17 protein-coding genes are annotated in these 18,300 nt (G+C 71.5%); 12 read left to right on the top strand and 5 right to left on the bottom strand.

Going from position 1 to position 18,300, the window contains the following annotated elements:
• Positions 1–2 precede the first annotated feature (2 nt).
• From PV419_RS32935 to PV419_RS32915, 5 genes are read left to right on the top strand one after another with little or no spacing between them, the layout of a single operon-like run.
• Positions 3–1,181 carry a CaiB/BaiF CoA-transferase family protein gene (locus PV419_RS32935; RefSeq protein ID WP_319695194.1) on the top strand — a complete coding sequence of 393 codons (1,179 nt, stop codon included), beginning with the start codon at positions 3–5 and terminating at the stop codon, positions 1,179–1,181.
• Positions 1,178–1,978, top strand: a complete 801-nt coding sequence (locus PV419_RS32930) for an enoyl-CoA hydratase/isomerase family protein (RefSeq protein WP_319695193.1) — start codon at positions 1,178–1,180, stop codon at positions 1,976–1,978. Before PV419_RS32935 ends, PV419_RS32930 begins: the two co-directional genes overlap by 4 nt.
• A complete protein-coding gene (locus PV419_RS32925) occupies positions 1,978–3,114 on the top strand; it encodes an acetyl-CoA C-acyltransferase (protein WP_319695443.1) in 1,137 nt (378 codons plus the stop codon). Before PV419_RS32930 ends, PV419_RS32925 begins: the two co-directional genes overlap by 1 nt.
• 15 nt (positions 3,115–3,129) lie before the next feature.
• A complete protein-coding gene (locus PV419_RS32920) occupies positions 3,130–4,278 on the top strand; it encodes an acyl-CoA dehydrogenase family protein (RefSeq protein ID WP_319695191.1) in 1,149 nt (382 codons plus the stop codon).
• Positions 4,279–4,287: 9 nt separating this feature from the next.
• On the top strand, positions 4,288–5,046 hold the full coding sequence (locus tag PV419_RS32915; RefSeq protein ID WP_319695442.1) for an SDR family NAD(P)-dependent oxidoreductase: 759 nt from the start codon (positions 4,288–4,290) through the stop codon (positions 5,044–5,046).
• A gap of 1,773 nt (positions 5,047–6,819) precedes the next feature.
• On the opposite strand, the gene PV419_RS32910 is transcribed toward PV419_RS32915, so the two are convergent.
• Together PV419_RS32910 and PV419_RS32905 are read right to left on the bottom strand one after the other, a co-directional pair.
• Positions 6,820–8,094 carry an amidohydrolase family protein gene (locus tag PV419_RS32910; RefSeq protein ID WP_319695189.1) on the bottom strand — a complete coding sequence of 425 codons (1,275 nt, stop codon included), beginning with the start codon at positions 8,092–8,094 and terminating at the stop codon, positions 6,820–6,822.
• Positions 8,088–9,104 carry a CoA transferase gene (locus tag PV419_RS32905; RefSeq protein ID WP_319695187.1) on the bottom strand — a complete coding sequence of 339 codons (1,017 nt, stop codon included), beginning with the start codon at positions 9,102–9,104 and terminating at the stop codon, positions 8,088–8,090. Before PV419_RS32905 ends, PV419_RS32910 begins: the two co-directional genes overlap by 7 nt.
• Positions 9,105–9,156: 52 nt before the next feature.
• Here PV419_RS32905 and PV419_RS32900 point away from each other — a divergent pair, with 52 nt between their 5' ends.
• From PV419_RS32900 to PV419_RS32890, 3 genes are read left to right on the top strand one after another with little or no spacing between them, the layout of a single operon-like run.
• Positions 9,157–10,131: an enoyl-CoA hydratase/isomerase family protein gene (locus tag PV419_RS32900; protein WP_319695185.1), complete on the top strand. Its 975-nt coding sequence runs from the start codon at positions 9,157–9,159 to the stop codon at positions 10,129–10,131.
• Positions 10,132–10,186: 55 nt separating this feature from the next.
• Positions 10,187–11,497, top strand: coding sequence for a cytochrome P450 (locus PV419_RS32895; protein WP_319695183.1), 1,311 nt, complete (start codon positions 10,187–10,189; stop codon positions 11,495–11,497).
• Positions 11,494–11,682, top strand: a complete 189-nt coding sequence (locus PV419_RS32890; protein ID WP_037679055.1) for a ferredoxin — start codon at positions 11,494–11,496, stop codon at positions 11,680–11,682. Before PV419_RS32895 ends, PV419_RS32890 begins: the two co-directional genes overlap by 4 nt.
• Positions 11,683–11,688: 6 nt before the next feature.
• Here the strand turns inward: PV419_RS32890 and PV419_RS32885 are convergent, their stop codons facing one another.
• On the bottom strand, positions 11,689–12,000 hold the full coding sequence (locus tag PV419_RS32885) for a DUF1330 domain-containing protein (protein ID WP_313744947.1): 312 nt from the start codon (positions 11,998–12,000) through the stop codon (positions 11,689–11,691).
• Between the two features lie 166 nt (positions 12,001–12,166).
• Between PV419_RS32885 and PV419_RS32880 the strand changes: the two genes are divergently transcribed.
• Positions 12,167–13,129, top strand: coding sequence for an LLM class flavin-dependent oxidoreductase (locus PV419_RS32880; protein WP_319695178.1), 963 nt, complete (start codon positions 12,167–12,169; stop codon positions 13,127–13,129).
• Positions 13,130–13,212: 83 nt separating this feature from the next.
• Positions 13,213–13,992, top strand: coding sequence for a FadR/GntR family transcriptional regulator (locus PV419_RS32875; RefSeq protein ID WP_319695176.1), 780 nt, complete (start codon positions 13,213–13,215; stop codon positions 13,990–13,992).
• A 552-nt stretch (positions 13,993–14,544) separates the two neighbouring features.
• On the opposite strand, the gene PV419_RS32870 is transcribed toward PV419_RS32875, so the two are convergent.
• On the bottom strand, positions 14,545–16,110 hold the full coding sequence (locus PV419_RS32870) for a hypothetical protein (RefSeq protein ID WP_319695174.1): 1,566 nt from the start codon (positions 16,108–16,110) through the stop codon (positions 14,545–14,547).
• A gap of 117 nt (positions 16,111–16,227) precedes the next feature.
• Positions 16,228–17,055 carry an ATP-binding cassette domain-containing protein gene (locus PV419_RS32865; RefSeq protein ID WP_415925430.1) on the bottom strand — a complete coding sequence of 276 codons (828 nt, stop codon included), beginning with the start codon at positions 17,053–17,055 and terminating at the stop codon, positions 16,228–16,230.
• Between the two features lie 117 nt (positions 17,056–17,172).
• Between PV419_RS32865 and PV419_RS32860 the strand changes: the two genes are divergently transcribed.
• Positions 17,173–17,547: a hypothetical protein gene (locus tag PV419_RS32860; protein WP_319695172.1), complete on the top strand. Its 375-nt coding sequence runs from the start codon at positions 17,173–17,175 to the stop codon at positions 17,545–17,547.
• Positions 17,501–17,983 (top strand): hypothetical protein, encoded by a 483-nt coding sequence (locus tag PV419_RS32855; protein WP_319695170.1) that lies wholly within the window; start codon positions 17,501–17,503, stop codon positions 17,981–17,983. The genes PV419_RS32860 and PV419_RS32855 overlap by 47 nt, the downstream gene beginning before the upstream one ends.
• The last annotated feature ends 317 nt before the right edge of the window (positions 17,984–18,300 follow it).

The following is an 18,300-nucleotide window of genomic DNA, read 5'->3' as shown; positions in this document are numbered from 1 at the left end:
CGGTGACGAACGGCGGCCCCCTCGCGGGGATCACGGTGGTGGCACTGGAGCAGGCCGTCTCGGCCCCCATGTGCACGCGCACGCTCGGCGACTTCGGCGCCCGGGTGATCAAGGTGGAGAACCCGCAGGGCGGTGACTTCGCCCGGCACTACGACGACGTGGTCGGCGGTCTCGCGGCCCACTTCGTCTGGGCCAACCGGGGCAAGGAGTCGGTCGCCCTGGACCTGAAGTCGGACGGCGGGCAAGCGGTCTTGCACCGGCTGCTGGAGCGTGCTGACGTCCTCGTCTCCAACCTCACCCCTGGCACCACGGCCAAGCTGGGCCTGGCCCCCGCCGACTTGGAGGTGCGCCACCCGCACCTGATCGCCGTGGAGATCGACGGGTACGGCCCCGGCGGGCCCCTCTCCCACAAACGCGCCTACGACCTGCTGGTCCAGGCTGAGTCGGGGGCCTGCTCGGTGACGGGCCGTCCCGGTGCCCCCGCCAAACCGGGACCGCCGGTGGCGGACGTGTGCAGCGGACTGTACGCGGCGCTCTCGGTGCTGGCACTGCTGTACGCCAGACGGCCGGGGCAGGTCGCGGTGAGCCTGCTCGACACCATGGCCGAGCTGATGGGCTACCCGCTGACCTACACCCGCCACTCGGGGGTGGAGCAGCAGCCGCTCGGCATGAGTTCACCCGCCGTGTCCCCCTACGGCGCCTACCGCACGGCCGACGGGCAGACGGTCGTACTCGGCACCACGAACGACCGCGAATGGCAGCGGCTGGCCAGAGAGTTGATCGGCCGAACGGACCTGGCGGACGACGCGCGGTTCCGCACGAACGCCGGCCGTGTGGAGCACCGCGAGGTCCTCGACGCCGCGATCGCCGCCTGGTGCGCGCGGTACGACCTGGCGTACGTCCAGGAGCGGGCCGACGCGGCCGGGATCGGCAACGCCCGCTACAACACGGTCACCGATGTCCTCGACCATCCCCATCTGGCCGCCCGCGACCGCTGGCGGAAGGTCGGCACACCATCGGGGCCGGTGCCCGCGCTGCTGCCGCCGCCCGTGATCGCCGGATTCGACCCGCCGATGGGCGCGGTCCCCGGGCTCGGCGAACACACGGACGCCCTGCTGGCCGAACTCGGCTACACACAGCCGCAGATCGCCGCCCTGCGGGCGCGGGGGGCGGTCCGGTGAGCGTGCTGCTGTCGAGCGACTCCGGCGGGGTGCGGACATTGACCCTGAACCGGCCGCACCGCAGGAACGCCATCGACGCCGAGCTGTGGGAGGCCGTGCGTGAAGCCCTCGCGGCGGCGGGCGGTGACCGGTCCGTCCGGGCGCTCGTCCTGACCGGGGCGGGCGGTGCCTTCTGCTCCGGCGCGGACATTCCCGAGCGGGTCAGCAGCGCCCACCCGCTGTACCGGATGCGGCCCCTGACCGAGGTGACGCTGCTGCTGCACGAACTGCCCGTACCCACGGTCGCCAAGGTGACCGGGGCGGCGGTGGGGGCGGGCTGGAACCTGGCGCTCGGCTGCGATCTGGTGGTCGCCACGCCCCAGGCGCGGTTCTCGCAGATCTTCGCCCGGCGCGGGCTGTCCCCGGACTGCGGCGGCTCCTGGCTGCTGCCGAGACTCGTCGGGTTGCAGCAGGCCAAGCGGCTCGCGTTGCTCGCGGAGACGATCGACGCGGCGGAGGCGAAGGCACTGGGCCTGGTGACCTGGGTGACGGACACGGACGAGGTGGACACCTTCGTCGACGACCTGACCGCCCGGCTGGCGGCCGGTCCGCCGGTGGCCCTCGCCCAGACCAAGGCGCTGCTGAACGAGGGCACCGACCGCACCTTGCGGGACGCCCTGGCGAACGAGGCGAAGGCACAGGCGGTGAACTTCGCGGGCGCGGACGTCCGCGAGGCGTACGCCGCGTTCGCCGCGCGACGCGAACCACTCTTCACGGGCCGCTGGGCCGTGCCGAGCCGACCGGAGGACGACACGTGATACGGGAAGCGGTGATCGCGGCAGCGGTCCGCACCGCGGTGGGAAAGCGCGACGGCGGGCTGGCCGGTGTCCACCCGGCCGATCTGTCCGGTGCGGTGCTGAACGCGCTCGTCGAGCGGGCCGGGGTCGATCCGGAGGCCGTCGACGACGTGATCTGGGGGTGTGTCTCCCAGATCGGCGACCAGTCGAGCAATATCGGCCGGTACGCGGTACTGGCCGCGGGCTGGCCCGAGAGCATCCCCGGGACGACGGTCAACCGGGCCTGCGGATCGAGCCAGCAGGCGCTGGAGTTCGCCGTGCAGGCGGTGCTGTCCGGGCAGCAGGACGTGGTCGTGGCGGGCGGGGTCGAGGTCATGAGCCGGGTGCCGCTGGGCTCGGCCAGGGCGAGCGGAATGCCGTACGGCCCTCAAGTCCTCGGCCGGTACCAGGACTTCTCCTTCAACCAGGGCATCTCGGCGGAGAAGATCGCCCAGAAGTGGGGCTTCACCCGGGCCCGGCTCGACGCGTACGCGACGCTGTCGCACGAGCGGGCCGACGCCGCGCAGGACAGCGGGGTCTTCGAGGAGCAGATCGTGCCGGTGATGGGGGTGAAGGCCGACGAGGGCGTTCGCCGGGGCACCAGCGTGGAGACGCTCGCGAAGCTCAAGCCGTCCTTCCTGGAGGACGACGGCGTGATCCACGCCGGCAACTCCTCCCAGATCTCCGACGGCGCGGCGGCGCTGTTGGTCACCACCCCTGACAGGGCACGGGACTTGGGACTGACGCCGCTCGTGCGCCACCGGGCGGGCGCGGTGGTCGGCTCGGACCCGGTGCTGATGCTGACCGGGCCGATCCCGGCCACCGAGAAGGTGCTGAGGAAGGCCGGGGTGGCCCTGTCAGAGGTCGGGGTCTTCGAGGTGAACGAGGCCTTCGCGCCCGTCCCGCTCGCCTGGCTCGCCGAGACGGGTGCCGAGCCGGAACTGGTCAACCCGCTCGGCGGCGCCATCGCGCTCGGCCATCCGCTCGGCGCCTCGGGAGCCGTCCTGATGACCCGCATGATCCACCACATGCGCGACCGCGGCATCCGCTACGGCCTCCAGACCATGTGCGAGGGCGGCGGCACCGCGAACGCCACACTCGTCGAACTCGCCGGCTGACGGGAGCTGTGTGCAGTGCGCCGCGATGTCTTCACCGCCGACCACGAGGCGTTCCGGGAGCTGGTCCGGGACGTCGTGGCCAAGGAGGTGGTCCCGCACTACGCCGAGTGGGAGAAGGCCGGGCGCCTGCCCCGGTCGTTCTTCGAACGGCTCGGCTCGCTCGGACTGCTGGGCGTTGCCGTCCCGGAGGAGTACGGCGGGGGCGGGCAGCCCGACTACCGCTACAACGTCGTCCTCCAGGAGGAGGCGGCCCGCGCCCTGGTCACGCTGGGTACAGTCCGCACCCAACTCGACGTCGTCCTGCCGTACTTCCTCACCTACGCGAACGAGGAGCAGCGCCGGCGCTGGTTCCCCGGGCTGGCCGCCGGCCGGCTGCTGACCGCGATCGCGATGACCGAGCCCGGCACCGGCTCCGACCTCGCGGGGATCCGCACGACCGCCGTGCGCGACGGCGACCACTACGTGGTGAGCGGCGCCAAGACCTTCATCACCGGCGGTCTTCTCGCCGACCTGGTGATCGTGGTGGCACGCACGTCGACCGACCCGGACGACCGCCGGGCGGGGCTCACGCTGCTCGTCGTGGAGGACGGCATGCCGGGCTTCACGCGCGGCCGGGTGCTGGACAAGATGGGCATCAAGGTCCAGGACACCGTGGAGCTCGCCTTCGACGAGGTCCGGGTGCCCGTCGCCAACCGGCTCGGCGAGGAGGGCAAAGCCTTCACCTACCTCGGGCACAACCTCCCTCAGGAGCGGATGACCGTCGCGGTGGGTTCGGTCGCGCAGGCACGGGCCGCGCTCGACACGACGATCGCGTACGTCAGGGAACGCCACGTGTTCGGGACGCCGGTTGCGTCCTTCCAGAACACCAAGTTCGAACTCGCCGCCGTCGACGCGGAGATCGAGGCCGCGCAGGCCGTGCTCGACCGGGCTGTGCTGGAGCTGGTCGACGGTCGGCTGTCCGGCGCGGACGCCGCGAAGGTCAAGCTGTTCTGCACCGAGATGCAGGCACGTGCCGTGGACCGATGTCTTCAACTCTTCGGCGGTTACGGGTACATGCTGGAGTACCCGATCGCCCGGCTGTACGCGGACGCCCGCATCACCCGTATCTACGCCGGGACGAGCGAGGTCATGAAGGTCATCATCGCCAAGTCCCTGGGGTTGTGACACATGTCCATGGAGGACTTCTCCGCCAGGCCGGGCACGGCCTTCGTGGCAGGCGGCAGCGGTGGCATCGGCGCCGCGATCGTGAGGACGCTGGCCGAACGCGGCAGCGACGTCGTGTTCACCTACCGCTCCTCCCAGGAAGCCGCGGAGAACCTCGTCCGGGAGATCAAGGACCACGGCCGCCAGGTCATCGCCGTCCGGTTGGACCTGACCGACGAGGCAGAGACGGCCCGGGCGGTGCGCGGATGCGGCGGTGTGCACACGCTGGTCTACGCGGCCGGGCCGCACGTGCCCATGACCCATCTGAGCCGGGTCGCGCCCAGCCGGTACCGCGCCCAGCTGGAGGCCGACGCGGGGGCGTTCTTCAATCTCATCCATCCCGCGCTGCCGCTGCTGCGGGAGAGCCGGGGCAGCATTGTCGCCGTCACCACCGTGGCCACCCGCCGCTACCCGGTCCGTGACGGGCTGTCCTCAGGTGTCAAAGGCGCGGTCGAGGCCGTCGCCCGTGCCCTGGCCGCCGAGGAGGGCCGCTACGGCGTCCGCGTCAACTGCGTGGCACCTGGCATGCTCACGGACGGCATCGCGGGCCGGCTGATCGACACGGGCGAACTCGACGAAGAGGCCCTCGCCGTCACCCGCCGCAACATCCCCCTGCGCCGGTTCGGGCAGGCCCAGGACATCGCGGAGGCGGTCGCGTTCCTCGCCTCGGACCGGGCCGGGTTCGTCACGGGGCAGGCGCTGGGGGTCGACGGCGGGTACAGCGTCTGAAGCAGCGGGGCGAGGGCGCCGCCCCGCGGGCACTGCTGTGGAGGCTCTCCACAGCAGTGCCGTCAGCGGTTGCGGCCAGGGGTGGGACCGTCCGTGCCGACGACGACCACATGGACCCGGGCATCCCCGCCGCCCGGCGGCGGACGACGGCACCACGACCTGCCCGTCGGTGATCGTGCAACCCGTCGAGGCGGCGGGCGGGGTCCCCTGCTCCACCCACGCGCTCAGGTCACGCAGCGCCTGATGCAGGACTCCCAGGTAACTCACGGACCGGGTGGGATCCTCCTGGATCTCGTCGTCACCATGGAGGGCATGGTCCACGTACCAGAGGCGGAAATGCTCGTCGGTGGCGTCCCCGAGGTGCTGCCGGACAGCCTTCCGGTACCAGTCCGCCTGCCAGGGGAACGCCTCCCGGTCCAGGAGGCAGGCGACCACGATCATCTTTCCGGAGAACTCCCCCGTCTGCACCGGCCCTCCCGCCCCGAGGGAGAACAGCGGCCCCAGCAGCTGGGGCCGCTGCGGCGGGATCGGCTTCCCGGCCGCGTCGCGGAACCGGTCCCAGACCGGGAACCCCTTGGGCGGCACCTGGTGGCGGTGGTAGGTCTGGACCGCGAGGAAGTTGCTATTGTCGACCTCCACGCGGTCCCCGGGGCGCAGGGCCGTAACGGTGGACGGATCGTGCTGCTCGTCCAGCAGCGCCAGGTCGCCCCGCACTTCGCGCAGGACGAGGGACCTCCCCTCGGCCTGTCCGGACCGCACGGTCAGCTCCGTGCCCTGCGCGTCGCGGGGGGCGGGTACCGCAAGCCGGAGGGCGACGACGGAGTCCTCCTCCGCCGCCGGCCCCCGGAAGGCTTCGTCCACCCCGCCCCGGGCGTCCGCCGCCTGCGGCATGCCGAGGCCGAGCCGCGCCGCGTCCCGCGCTGTGACCACGGCGGAGATCCTGGAGGTGTGCCGCAGGCGGTCGCGGTGAACCGAGGAGCCGGGATCGGCCCCGAGGTACCCGGGCAGCGTCCAGAAATCGTCGAAGTAGCCGGGGTCCAGCAGGCGCATGCCGCCGTAGAGGGTGGTGAAGGCGTGCATGCCCATCGTGCGGTGGCCGAACCAGGCGCGTGGCGGGAAGCCCATGGCCGTGACCTCGGCGAGCGCCTCCCGCTCCTCGGCGTCGAGGCCCTTGTACGGGTCGTTGCTGCCGCCGGGGTTCCAGTGCGTCGACGATGGTGTCGAGCCGGTGCCGGAGCACCCGCTGTGCATGCATGCGCACGCTGAAGACGTTCGGTATCGCCATGGGACTGCCGATGACATACGGCACAAAACCGTCCCAGACGCCGTCGGTGTTCTCGGCACCGGCGATGGTCCGGTACCCGCCGCCGCTGCCGTACGCGTACCCGTGCACGCGGTGGGGCCCGTAGACCCACTGGGCGACGACGCGTGAGTGGCGGGCCGCCGCCGCGTTGGCGCGGAAGCCTGCGACGGTCGGGTCACCCGGGTCCGCGCCGCCGCCATTGGTCTTTAGGAAGTACGCGCCGCTCGACACGGCGAAGGAGATCCTGTCCTCCTGCCCCCGGGCGGTCTGTGCCCGGTGCTCGCCGCCGGGGGCGGGGGTGATGTGCTGGAAGAAGCGGCCCTGGTAGGCGTCGTCGGGCGGGAAGTAGATCGAGAACCGGGTGCCGTGGTCGGCGAAGCCACCGTGGACATAGCGGTGGCGCACCGGGGTGTCACGCCATTCGTCCACGTCCACGTACGGCTTGCGGAAGTCCTCGTCGGGTGTCTCGTTCACTGCGCTCCTTCGTTGTCCGGCGCGGGCTCCGTGATCGACCGGCCCTGAACGTAGGCGGCCCGTACCGTGTCGGCGGTCAGCGCGTCGAGCGCCTCCCGCAAGGGCACGTGGAGCAGGCACAGGTCGGCCGGCGAGCCGACCGTCACCCGTCGGGGGCGTTCCGGCCGGTGCGGGCTGCCCAGGAACAGTCCCAGTGCCGCGCGCGGGGTGAGGCGCTCTGCCGCGTCGCGTGCGACGGCGGCCCGCATGACGGCCCAGGGGTCGTGGGTACCGTACGGCGCGTCGGTGCCGGCGGCGACCGGTACGCCCGCTTCGGCGAGGCTCCGGCAGCGGTAGAGGTGCGGCCGGTCGTCGCGGTGTACCTCGGTGGCGTAGGCCTGGGCCCGCTCGATCGGGAAGTGGGGCTGCGTCACCACGGTCACGCCGAGCCGGCGAAGGCGTGGGAGAGCCTCGGCCGGGATCACGGACCCGTGCTCGATCCGGTCGCCCTCAACCGGGCCCGCCTCCTCCAGGGCGAGGAGTGTGACGAGCAACTGCACGCGGGTGACGCAGTGCACGGCGACCGGCCGGGGCCGTATCGCGGCCACCGTGGCGGACAGATCTGCGGGGGTGGGCAGGGTCGGGTCGTCGAGCATGAGCTTCACCGGCGGGTCGACGCCCATGACGACGAGCCGCTGGGGCAGGACGGACAGCGTCTGCGTGAGACCATCGGCGGGGTGCGGGTCGGCGTTGGTGAACCCGGTGACGCCGAGGGCCGCGGCGCGGCGCCCGACGCCGGCCAGGTCGAGCGGCACGGGCCGGAGGAGGGCGCGCAGGCGGCCGTCCTCACGCCACAGGCGCCCGTCGGCGCTCTCCAGCCCGGCCGCCCGCAGCGCGGCGCTGTTCAGGAACCACATGGCGCCGCCGCGGTGCTGCACCCGGACCGGCCGGTCGGGGACGAGGGCGTCCAGCGTCCACCGGTCCAGCTCTCCCGCGACGCTCTCGTGGTAGCCGACGGCCCGGACCCACTCCCCCGGCGCCCCTGCCCGCAAGGACTTGGCGAGTTCGTCGCGTCCGCGTACCTGGGCGGGTCCCACCCGCACCGAGGCCGCCTCGGCCGCCAGCGCCGTGAGGTGGACGTGGTGGTCGTGGAGTCCGGGCAGCAGCGCCGCGCCACGCCCTTCGACCTGGGCGTCCCCGGACAGTCGGCGTCCGATCCCGGCGACCCGGCCACCCTCGACACGTACGTCCACCCGCCCCCGCCCCTCGACCTCCACGTCTGTGATCAGCACGTCGCCGCCGGTGTCTCGGCCTGTGCCGCGGCGCAGGCCGCCATGGACACGCACAGCAGTTCTCCGCCGCCCCGGTGCAGGGAGCGGGCGACGGCCCGGGCGGCGTACAGGCCGGTGACGGGATCGGCGAGCGCGTCGCCGAGGAACACCGGGTCGCCGTGCCGGTCGCGGCCCGCCAGGCCGCCGGCGATGGCCGCGTCGTCGCCGAAGGCGATCCGGTCATCGTCACGGCCGTACCCGGTGATGCTCACCCACACTCGGCCGGGGCGGGCGGCGAGGAACTCCTCCGCGTGCACGCCGAGCCGCCGCAGCGCCCGCGGCCGGGACGCCTCCACGACCACGTCGGCGTCCGCGAGCGCCTCGGCCGGCGCGCCGGAGTCGAAGTCCAGTACCAGGCTCTCGTGCCCGGCGTGCAGGCGGCGGTAGAAGTCCGGGTGGCCGAAGCGGGCCCCGTCCGGCCGGGTGGTGCTCTCCACCTTCACGACCCGGGCACCGGCCAGCCCCAGCAGACGTGCGCACAGGGGGCCCGCCCAGAGCGCGGACAGGTCGACGACCTTCAGGCCGGTGAGGTCGCGCGGGCGGGGCTGCCCGTATCGTTCGGCGCGCACCGGCGCGCGGTCGCCGCGCTCGGATCCGAGTGCCGCGGCGGCCATGTCCAGCATCTGGGCGGATCGCGCCAGTTCGGTCGCGCCGGTCCGGCGCGCGGCGGTCCGCAGCCCGGCGCGGGGTGCGCCGAGGAGCGCGAGGAGGGCCGGGAGGGCGGCCTGGTCGTCGGGGCGGGCCAGATTGACCGCGGCCCAGCCGTCGGCGGTGGCGAGGAGCTGGCAGGAGCCACCTGCCGAAACTCTGGCCGGGAGGCGGAATCCGGCGAGCTCGGCCCGCTCGAAGAGCGCACCGGCGAGGTCGACGTGTACGCCGGTCAGGGCGGTGAAGTCGTCGGCGACGGCGGTCAGGGGCCCGAGTCTGCCCTCCACGGTTGCCATCCAGCGGGCGAGAGCGACATTCTGCATAACGCAAACACCCTTCTCGTCAGAGGTGAATCAAGGTTACACTGCGAGCGTCATGGAACCACCCTTCCTCCTGGTCGACCTAGACGGCCCGGCCTCCCACCCCTCACGGGAAACCTCCTGTGTGCGCGTCGCCGTGGCGGCAGAACCCGCGGAAACGGCCGGGGAGTTCGACCTGCTGCTCACCGCGTCGCCCGACCCACCCCGGCCCTGGGTCGAGTGCGCCGATCCGTACGCCACCGCGCAGCGGCTCCGGGCCGTCGTCACCGCCCGCCCCGACGCCTGCCTGGCCCTCGTGCAGGTGCTCCGCATGGGCCCCAGCCTGCCGCCGCCCGACCGGCTGGTCATGGAGTCCCTCGCCTACTCCACCCTCCAGGCAGGGGCCGCATTCCGGTCCTGGCTCGCCCGGAAGCGCCCGCATGCCGCCCGTCCGTCCACCGAGCCGGTCCTGCTCGACCGGGACGCCGACCGGCTGACCATCACACTGAACCGCCCCCAGGTGCACAACGCCTTCGACGCCGCCACGCGGGACGCCCTGTGCGAGGCGCTGGAGGTCGCCGTGTCCGACCCGACGGTCACCCGCGTCGACCTGCGCGGCAACGGCCCCTCCTTCTGCAGCGGCGGCGACCTCGCCGAGTTCGGCTCCTCGACCGACCCGGCGCGGGCCCACCAGGTGCGCGTGCACCGCAGCCCCGCCGCCCTGCTCCAGCGGTGCGGGGCCAAGGTGACCGCACACCTGCACGGCGCCTGCGTCGGCGCGGGCATCGAACTGGCCGCCTTCGCCGGCCGGGTGACGGCTGCGCCGGACACGGTGATCCGGCTGCCCGAGATCGGCATGGGACTGATCCCGGGGGCGGGCGGAACAGCGAGCCTGCCGACGCGCATCGGCCGCGAACGGACCGCCTACCTGGCACTGACCGGTGCCGCGCTGAACGCGGCGGAGGCCCGGCGCTGGGGTCTGGCCGACGAGATCGCGAGCGGTCACGCCGACTCAGGTGGGGCGCTAGCCATACACAGTAGCGAGAACTAGATTCTCGCGCACGAGAAGACTAATCACGTTCCTCGCTCACGAAGGAGACCGGCCAGTGGCCCACGACGAGCCGCCCGAGGACATCGACGCGATCGACTTCTTTCGGGACGACAGCACCGTGGCGGACCCGTACCCCTACTTCGACGCCCTGCGCGCACGCTGCCCGGTCACCCGGGAACCCCACCACGGCGTGATGATGGTGACCGGGTACGACGAGGCGGTCCAGATCGCCCAGGACCCGCAGACCTTCTCGTCCTGCCTGTCGGTGACGGGTCCCTTCCCGGGTTTCCCGGTCCCGCTGGAGGATGACGACGTCAGCGAGCTCATCGAGCGGCACCGCGACGAGCTGCCGATGAGCGATCAGCTGCCGACTCTCGATCCGCCCGTACACACCGCGCACCGCGGGCTGCTGATGCGGCTGATCACCCCGAAGCGGCTCAAGGAGAACGAAGCGGCCGTACGGGAGATCGCCGACCGCATGCTCGACACCTTCCTGGCCCGGCCGGAGGGCGAGTTCATCAGCAAGTTCGCCGGACCGTTCACGCTGCTGGTCATCGCGGACCTGCTGGGCGTGCCCGAGGAGGACCGGGAGGAGTTCCTCGACAAGCTCCAGCGCCGGCCGCGGGACGGAGGCGGCATCGGCAGCACCGGCGAGGACTCCCTCGCCCACTCGCCACTGGAGTTCCTGTACGGGCGGTTCTCGGACTACATCGAGGACCGGCGCCGGGAGCCGCGCGAGGACGTTCTGACCGGCCTGGCCACCGCCACGTTCCCCGACGGCTCCCTGCCGGAGGTCGCCGACGCCGTCCGGGTGGCCGCCAACCTGTTCTCGGCCGGGCAGGAGACCACGGTCCGCCTGCTCAGCTCCGCGTTCAAGGTGATCGCCGAACGCCCCGACATGCAGACGCTGTTGCGCACGGAGCCGGACCGCATCCCCAACTTCGTCGAGGAGACGCTCCGGATGGAGAGCCCGGTCAAGGGCGACTTCCGGCTCTCCCGCGTCCCGGCCGCGGTAGGCGGGGTGGAGATCCCGGCGGGCACCACGCTGATGGTGGTCAACGGCGCCGCGAACCGCGACCCGCGCCGCTTCGAGGACCCGGCGACCTTCGACCCCGCCCGCCCGAACGCCCGCCACCACATCGCCTTCGGCCGCGGCATCCACACCTGCCCCGGCGCACCGCTCGCCCGCGCCGAGGCACGGGTCGGCATCGAGCGTCTCCTGGCCCGCACCGGCGTCATCCGGATCTCCGAGGGCGTGCACGGACCGGCCCACGCGCGCCGCTACCAATACCTCCCGACCTACATCCTGCGGGGCCTGACCCACCTCAACCTGGAGTTCACACCCGCCGAGGGGAGCACCCGATGAAGATCACCATCGACGAGGACCGCTGCCGCGGTCACGGCGTCTGCTGCACCGTCAGCCCCGAGGTGTTCGACCTGAACGACGACGGCTACGCCGTGACCGAACAGCCCGACGTGCCGCAGGAGTTCGAGCAGGCGGCACGCTCGGCGGCGATGAGCTGCCCCGAGCGTGCCATCACCTGCCACTGACGCGGTTCAGGCCGGCCGTGGTGGCATCTCGAACCCGGCGACCAGTACGGCGTTGGTCTCCGCCGCTGCATGCCGCAGCGGCTTCGCCTTCGCGTACTCGGCCGACTCATACCACTCCCGCGCCGCCTCGACCGACTCGAATTCGAGGACGACCGTCCGGTCGCCGTGCCACTGACCCTCCAGCACCTCGGGCTCTCCTTCGACGGCGAGCACGCGGGCGCCTGCCTCGGCCATCGACCGGGCGGCCGCCCGGCTGTAGGCGTTCATCCCGGTCTGGTCGCGGATGGCCTCGGTCAGGATCACGTACCCCTTGGGCATGGGCATCTCCAATGCGCTATACATGACAACGGATGGGTGGTATACGTTTTATGAGCGTCATTCGCCTTATGCGGTATATGCGTTATAACACAACCCCGTTCAACTCGGATGCCCCGCAGACGAGTTGGGTCCCTGCGGCCCTCGCTCCGGGCTCCGCGGACGCCCGGTGAGCGTCCCCGAGTTGTCGTGCGGCCTCCCTCCCGGCCCCGACTTCGCCGATCTGGCCGTTCTCGCCGAGGAACTCGGCTACGCCCGGGTGTGGGTCTACGACTCCGCGCCCTTGTGGGAGGACCCCTTCGTCCACCTGGCCCTGGCGGCCCGCCGGACGACCCGTATCGGTCTGGCCACCTCGGTGCTCGTGCCGGACGAGCGCTCAGTGATGTCCATGGCGTCCGGGATCGCCACCCTCGCCCGGCTGGCGCCCGGCCGCTTCCGGGCCTGTTTCGGCACCGGCTTCACGGCCCGACTGGCCCTGGGGCAGCCGCCGATGCGGCTCGACGCCTTCGCCGAGTACGTCCGCGCCGTGCGCGGGCTTCTGGCGGGTGACACCGTTTTGCTGGACGGCGAGCCGGCGCGCATGCTGCACGCCCCCGGGTTGACGGCGGCCCGCCCGCTGGACGTGCCGGTGTGGCTCAGCGTCTTCGGCCCCCGGGGCAGCGCCCTGGCCACAGGACTGGCCGACGGGATCATCGGTAGGCCACATCCCGGCCTCCCCACGGCGACCATCGTGTCCGGCACGGTCCTCGACGACGGCGAGGACGCCGGCAGCGCACGCGTGCGGGAGGCCATCGGGCCCTGGCGGGTCGTCGACTGGCACGACGCCTACGCGCGCGGCGGTGCCGAGGCGGTCGACGCCAAGCCGGGAGGGCGCGCCTGGCGGGAGGCGCTGGAGGAGGTCGCCGAGGCCGGGGAACACCGCCTGCTCACCTTCGAGGGGCACGTCACCGACCTGACGGACCGTGACCGGCTGCTGCTGGAACACATCGACACCGCGACCATGGTCGGCGATGCCGCCCGCATCGGCCGCAAGCTGACACGGCTTGGTGAGCTCGGCTTCCAGGAGGTCGTCTACACACCGACCGGACCCGACGTCCGGCGGGAACTGCGGGCCTTCGCGGGGACCCTGTAACACCGCGCCACGACCGACCGGGTAGCCGCTCCCCCAGCGTGCTCGGTAGCCTGATGCGCACGCTTGGTCCAGCCGCATGACCAATGCCGGGACTGTCCGTCGGACGGCCCAAGTTGTACGCCTCGGTCGTGGAGCAGATCCTGGCCAGCATCCGGTCCGGGCTCTTCCCACCGGGCAGCGCGCTGTCGGCGGAACGAACGCTGGCGAGCCGGTTGCAGGTCAGCCGCGGCTCCCTCCGGGAAGCGCTCCGCGTGCTGGAACACGCCGGGGTCCTGGACATCCGGACCGGCAGTGGCACATACGTCGCGACCGAGGGCGGTTCGAGCGCCACGCTCCTGCGTGCCCAGGCCGCTGCCCTCGGCGAGCACAGTCCGCTCGACGTGATCGTCACGCGTGCGGCGCTCGAACCGGTCTGCGCGGAGCAGGCCGCCCTGGCGCACCACCCCACCCATCTCGCCGCCCTGGAGGAGGCCTTCGAGGAGCAGGCACGGGCGACCCGGGCGGACGAGGACGTGGCGGAGCCCGACTTCGCCTTCCACCTGGCCGTCGCCGCCGCGTCCCGCAACAGCGTGCTGCTGGCGCCGGAGAGGACGCTCATCGACCTGATGCACGAGCAGACCTGGAGCGAGCTGAAGTACCGCTCCCGCAGCCGCGAGCATGCCGCGGAGGAGTACCTGAAACACCACCGGCTGGTGCTGCAGGCCATCAGACAGCGCGACGCGCGGCGCGCCCACCAGTTGATGGCGATGCACATGAGCGCCGTCGAGACGGCGCTGGTCGCGGAGCTGGAACACCGAGGCGGCACCGGGTTGACCCTCGGGGCGGAGGGCGAGCCGGATACCGGACCCGCGCTGTCCGGGTGAAGGAGCCGGCCGGCCTGCGCCGGCCCGGCCTCACCCCCCTCAGGTCCGGGACACGGCGCGCTCCGCGTCCCGGACGAAGGAGGGGACGAGCTCGACACCCCATCCTGGAGCGCTCGGCACCTCGACCCGGCCGTCGACGACCTCCAGCAACGGCTCGTACTTCTCGGCTGCCGGTGGGCGAACCTGATCGCGGTCGGGCGAGGCACCGTTCGTGGCGTCGGCTGTGTGCGCGCTTGGTTCCGGGAGCGAGGGACGGATGGCGAACCGGCAGCATTGCACGGTCCGGTACCCGGGCGGGACCGCACGCCCGGGCTCCGAGTCCGTCGTGTCCGTGCCCGCTCCGGCCGGACGCCGGGGGCCGGACTTGGATCACGGGGCCGGCTTCGCCGGGCATGGTGGCCCGGACGATGCCGAGGTGGCTGTGTGCGCTGCCGTACGGCAGCGCCGCTGAACCGGTAACGTGCCGAGGGTGATCCTTGACTGCGGATGCGGTGCCGCCCCGTGACCGTCGGCACGGGGCGGCACCCTCCGAGGGCGGCACCGCCCTCGGGCTCAGGCACGCTCCAGGACGATGAGGTAGATCGCGTTGGGCGCGAGATCGACGGTGGCGGTGTGGGTCCTGCCTGGCCTGACGATCTTCCGGTCGACCAGCTGGAGGCCGGCCTTGGCCGGGTCGGAGAAGTAGTTGCTGGTGTTCTGGTCGATCCGGTACATGAGCTGGCGGACGGGACGGTTCCTGAGCTCGGACGGCATCCGGGACATGTCGATGGTGGCCCGATAACTGCGGTCGCCCACATGCTGCCAGTTCCAGACCATCAGCGACGCGCCAGACCGGTCCTTCGACGCCATCGCGTAGACGCCGTTATCCCCTTCGAGCGCGCCCGATACGCCGGCGGACACCCTGGTGTCCTTCATCCGGGACTGCATCAGCATCTCATTGCCGTAGGGAGTGAACGTGTCGTTGACCGGCCCGTTCGGGGTGCGGGTCACGAGCTGGTCCTTGCGCTCCTCGACCCGGTGCCGGACGCACCAGTTGAACATGTAGGTGTCCGGCTGGTTCGCGAAGTAGTAGGCGTAGGTGGCCATGCCGGCCGCCTGGCGGACGTAGTCCTTCTTGGGGTCGGTGTCGTCGTAGGCCGGACCGGGGTAGATGCCCGTCTCGGTGACGTAGCTCGGGATGCGCTGGTGGATGCGGCGTTCCTTCAGCCAACCGAGCAGGGTTTCCCGCTGCGATGCCACCACCCTCAGGTCGTCCTTGTACACCGTCGGGGTCTTGTACGTGTCGTCATCCCAGGCGAGGTACGCATGGTAGGCGAGGAAGTCCAGACGCTTGTGCGGATTCTCGTCGGCGGCGAAGTCGTCGAGGAAGGGCTTCACCCACTTCGGGTCCAGCCACGACAGTGCCGGCCCGCCGAGCTCGATGCGGTCCGCGCGCCTGAGGCCCTTGTTGACCGCGTTGACCGCCTCGTAGTACGGCTCGTAGAAGCGGTACAGGTCACCCGGCTGCAGCATCGTCTTCTCCGGCGGGATTCCCTGCCTGCGCTGCTGACCGTAGAACTGCCAGTCCGGCTCGTTGAAGGCTTCCACATACTTGACGCGCGGGTACTTCGCCTTGACACTCCGCACGATCAGTTCGAGCATCGGCTCGAGGTCCTTCATGGGCCGCTTGCCCTCGACGAAGTCCGTCGGGTTGAGGTTGATCAGCACCGAGTCGGACACCGTGCTCGCCTCGGTGAGGTAGGCGTCCAGTTTGGACAGGTCGCACCGCTGGGCCTTCAGGTCGCACAGGTTGAACACGTCCTGACCGTCCGCCGCGTTCGGGCTGCTCAGCCAGATGCGGTAGACGTCGCCGTGCAGGCTCTGCTTGTTCAGGAACTTCACGTCACCGGCGCGCTGGTCGGGCCACGCCGTCACGTTGCCGAAGTTGTTCAGCCGTTCTGAATGCGGCAGTTGGCCCTCACGCGAGCCGAAGTCGACCGAGACCGCAGCCGGGGAGAGCGAGGCGGGGGGTTCGGCGGCCTGAGCAGCGACGGACTGGACGGACGTCACGGCCAGCAGCGAGGCGGCCGCTCCGGCCAGCAATCCTCGCCGGGTGGGGAGTCTCGTACTCGTGCGCATAAGGGAGAACCTCGCTTCCATGAAGCAATGGCAGCCGCTTGTCGCGGGCGGGTGTGCGGGGATGGCCGACGGCGAGGTTCAGCATAGGGACCCTCTCCCTGACTGAGAACCCTCGTGTCAATTTTTGAGAATGCTATTCTGATCCGGCCGGGAAGTGGCAGGCACTCGGGTGTGCGCCGGTTCCCAGCTCGGGTCTCTCGGTGGCGCAGATGTCCCGCGCCTTGGGGCACCGGGTGCGGTAGGGGCAGCCCACCGTCCCGGAAGGGCCGGGGGCCTCGCCCCCAACGGGTCCGGGGAGGACATCGTCGTCGAGGTCAACGTCGGGGGCACGGCCGGCGAGGCGCTCAGCAGTGCCCCGGTGTAGGGGTGTGCCGGGTTTCCGTACAGCTCCTCGGTCGTCCCGGTCTCCACCACACGCCCCATGTACATCACGGCCACCCGGTCGGCGACCAGCCGGACCAGGTTCAGGTCGTGCGAGATGAAGATGTAGGCCAGCCCGAGTTCCGCGTGCAGCTTCATCAGGACATGGACGACCTGCGCCTGGATCGACACGTCGAGGGCCGACACCGGCTCGTCCAGCACCAGCAGCTCCGGCCGCAGCGCGAGCGCCCGCGCGATAGCGACCCGCTGACGCTCACCACCGGAGAGGCGGCTGGGGTAGAGGGACGCGTACGCCGCGGGCAGTCCCACCTGGTGCAGCAACTCGGCGACGCGGCCCTCCTGTTGCGCCTTCGGTACCACGTGCTTGTGCACCCGCCACGCCTCGCGTACGACGTCGCCGACGGTGCGCCGCGGGTGGAGGGAGGCGTACGGGTCCTGGAAGACCATCTGGATGTTGCGGCGCTCCTCGCGCATCTCCCGGCCGGAGAGCGCCAGCAGGTCGCGGCCCTTGTAGTGCACCGAGCCGCCGGTCGGCTCGACAAGGCGCATCAACGCCCGGGCCAGGGTGGACTCGCGCGCGAGGGAGGACTCGCGTCACACGAGGGCCGGCGGTGTGATCAGTTCTCCCGGCTATCCGGCGCCGGAGCAGGCGAGTGCCGGGGAATCGGGTGCGCCGGTGATGTGTTCTCGCTGGCAGCGGTGCTGGTGTACGCGGCGACGGGACGGGGCCCGTTTCCCCGTCCGACCGAGGAGTTCTCGCCTGCGGTGATGCTCTACCGCATCGTGCATCAGGAGCCGAACCTCGACGGCGTTCCAGCGGCCCTCATCCCGTTCTTGCGGTCCCGTCTGGCCAAGAACCCCGAGCAGCGGCCCACGCCCGGCACTGTCAGCGTTCTGCTGGAACGCCTGGGCGGCCGGTGCGGTACCTGGCCGCAGTTGCTGCCCGAGGCGCTGGAAAAAGATCTCAACGTGCGGGAGGAGGAGGCGCACGCGTTGATCTCCACCCTTGATGGCGACGGCAGGCACGTTCGTCGTGCAGCATTTCTCCGGCGATGACGCGTCCGGCGGAACGTCTTCGCCGTCATCCGCTGCCACATCGCTTCCCGCGGCCTGGGCAGGTACATGGGTCGGCACCGGGCCGGGCAATCCCACCCCCGGCGGTTTGAGTCAGCGCCGGACCAACCGGTTCACCGTCACTTTGACTCCCCACCCGGCACAACAGGGTGAGCTGGCGGGCAAGCAGGTCAGCAACGTGTCCGAAGTGAACACCAAAATTGAGCTGGGATGCACCGAGATCCTGAAATCGCGGGAGGTACGCAAGGCCTCAATGGTCCTCAAGGCTGTCACCAGCCAACCCACCGACCGGTCGGCCGACGTGGGCTGCCCCAACGGCAATGTCTACGTCGTCACGATGACCGGCCGAGACACCCTGAGCCTGAGCGACGAGGGTGACCAGTCCGCCGGGGCGCCGTCCACCCTCACCCGGTGGTGACGGATGCGCCGGCCGACCATGCGATGCCAAGCCCTTCCCACCCATTGCCGGCTTCACTGAGGCCGTAGCGCTCCGTCACCTCCGCCCTCTGGACGGACTCCCAGCCGCGACCTGCGAAAAGCAGTCCTGGTCGCCTTCTGATGGACGACCGGGACTGGCCGGTACGCAGCCCGGAGCGCGGCGTCCAGGGCAGCACGTGGGCTGCGCGGGAGCGCGAAGCGCAGCGGGAGGCAGGGGTGCCGAGCCCGCCACCGGCATCGAGGTGATCAACCAGCACGGCCGGACAGTGCTTGCCATGAGCGCCATGAACCCCTTCC

It is taken from the genome of Streptomyces sp. ME19-01-6, from assembly GCF_033793745.1.
GTDB lineage: Bacteria > Actinomycetota > Actinomycetes > Streptomycetales > Streptomycetaceae > Streptomyces.
This window is presented reverse-complemented; position numbering and strand designations above follow the sequence as displayed.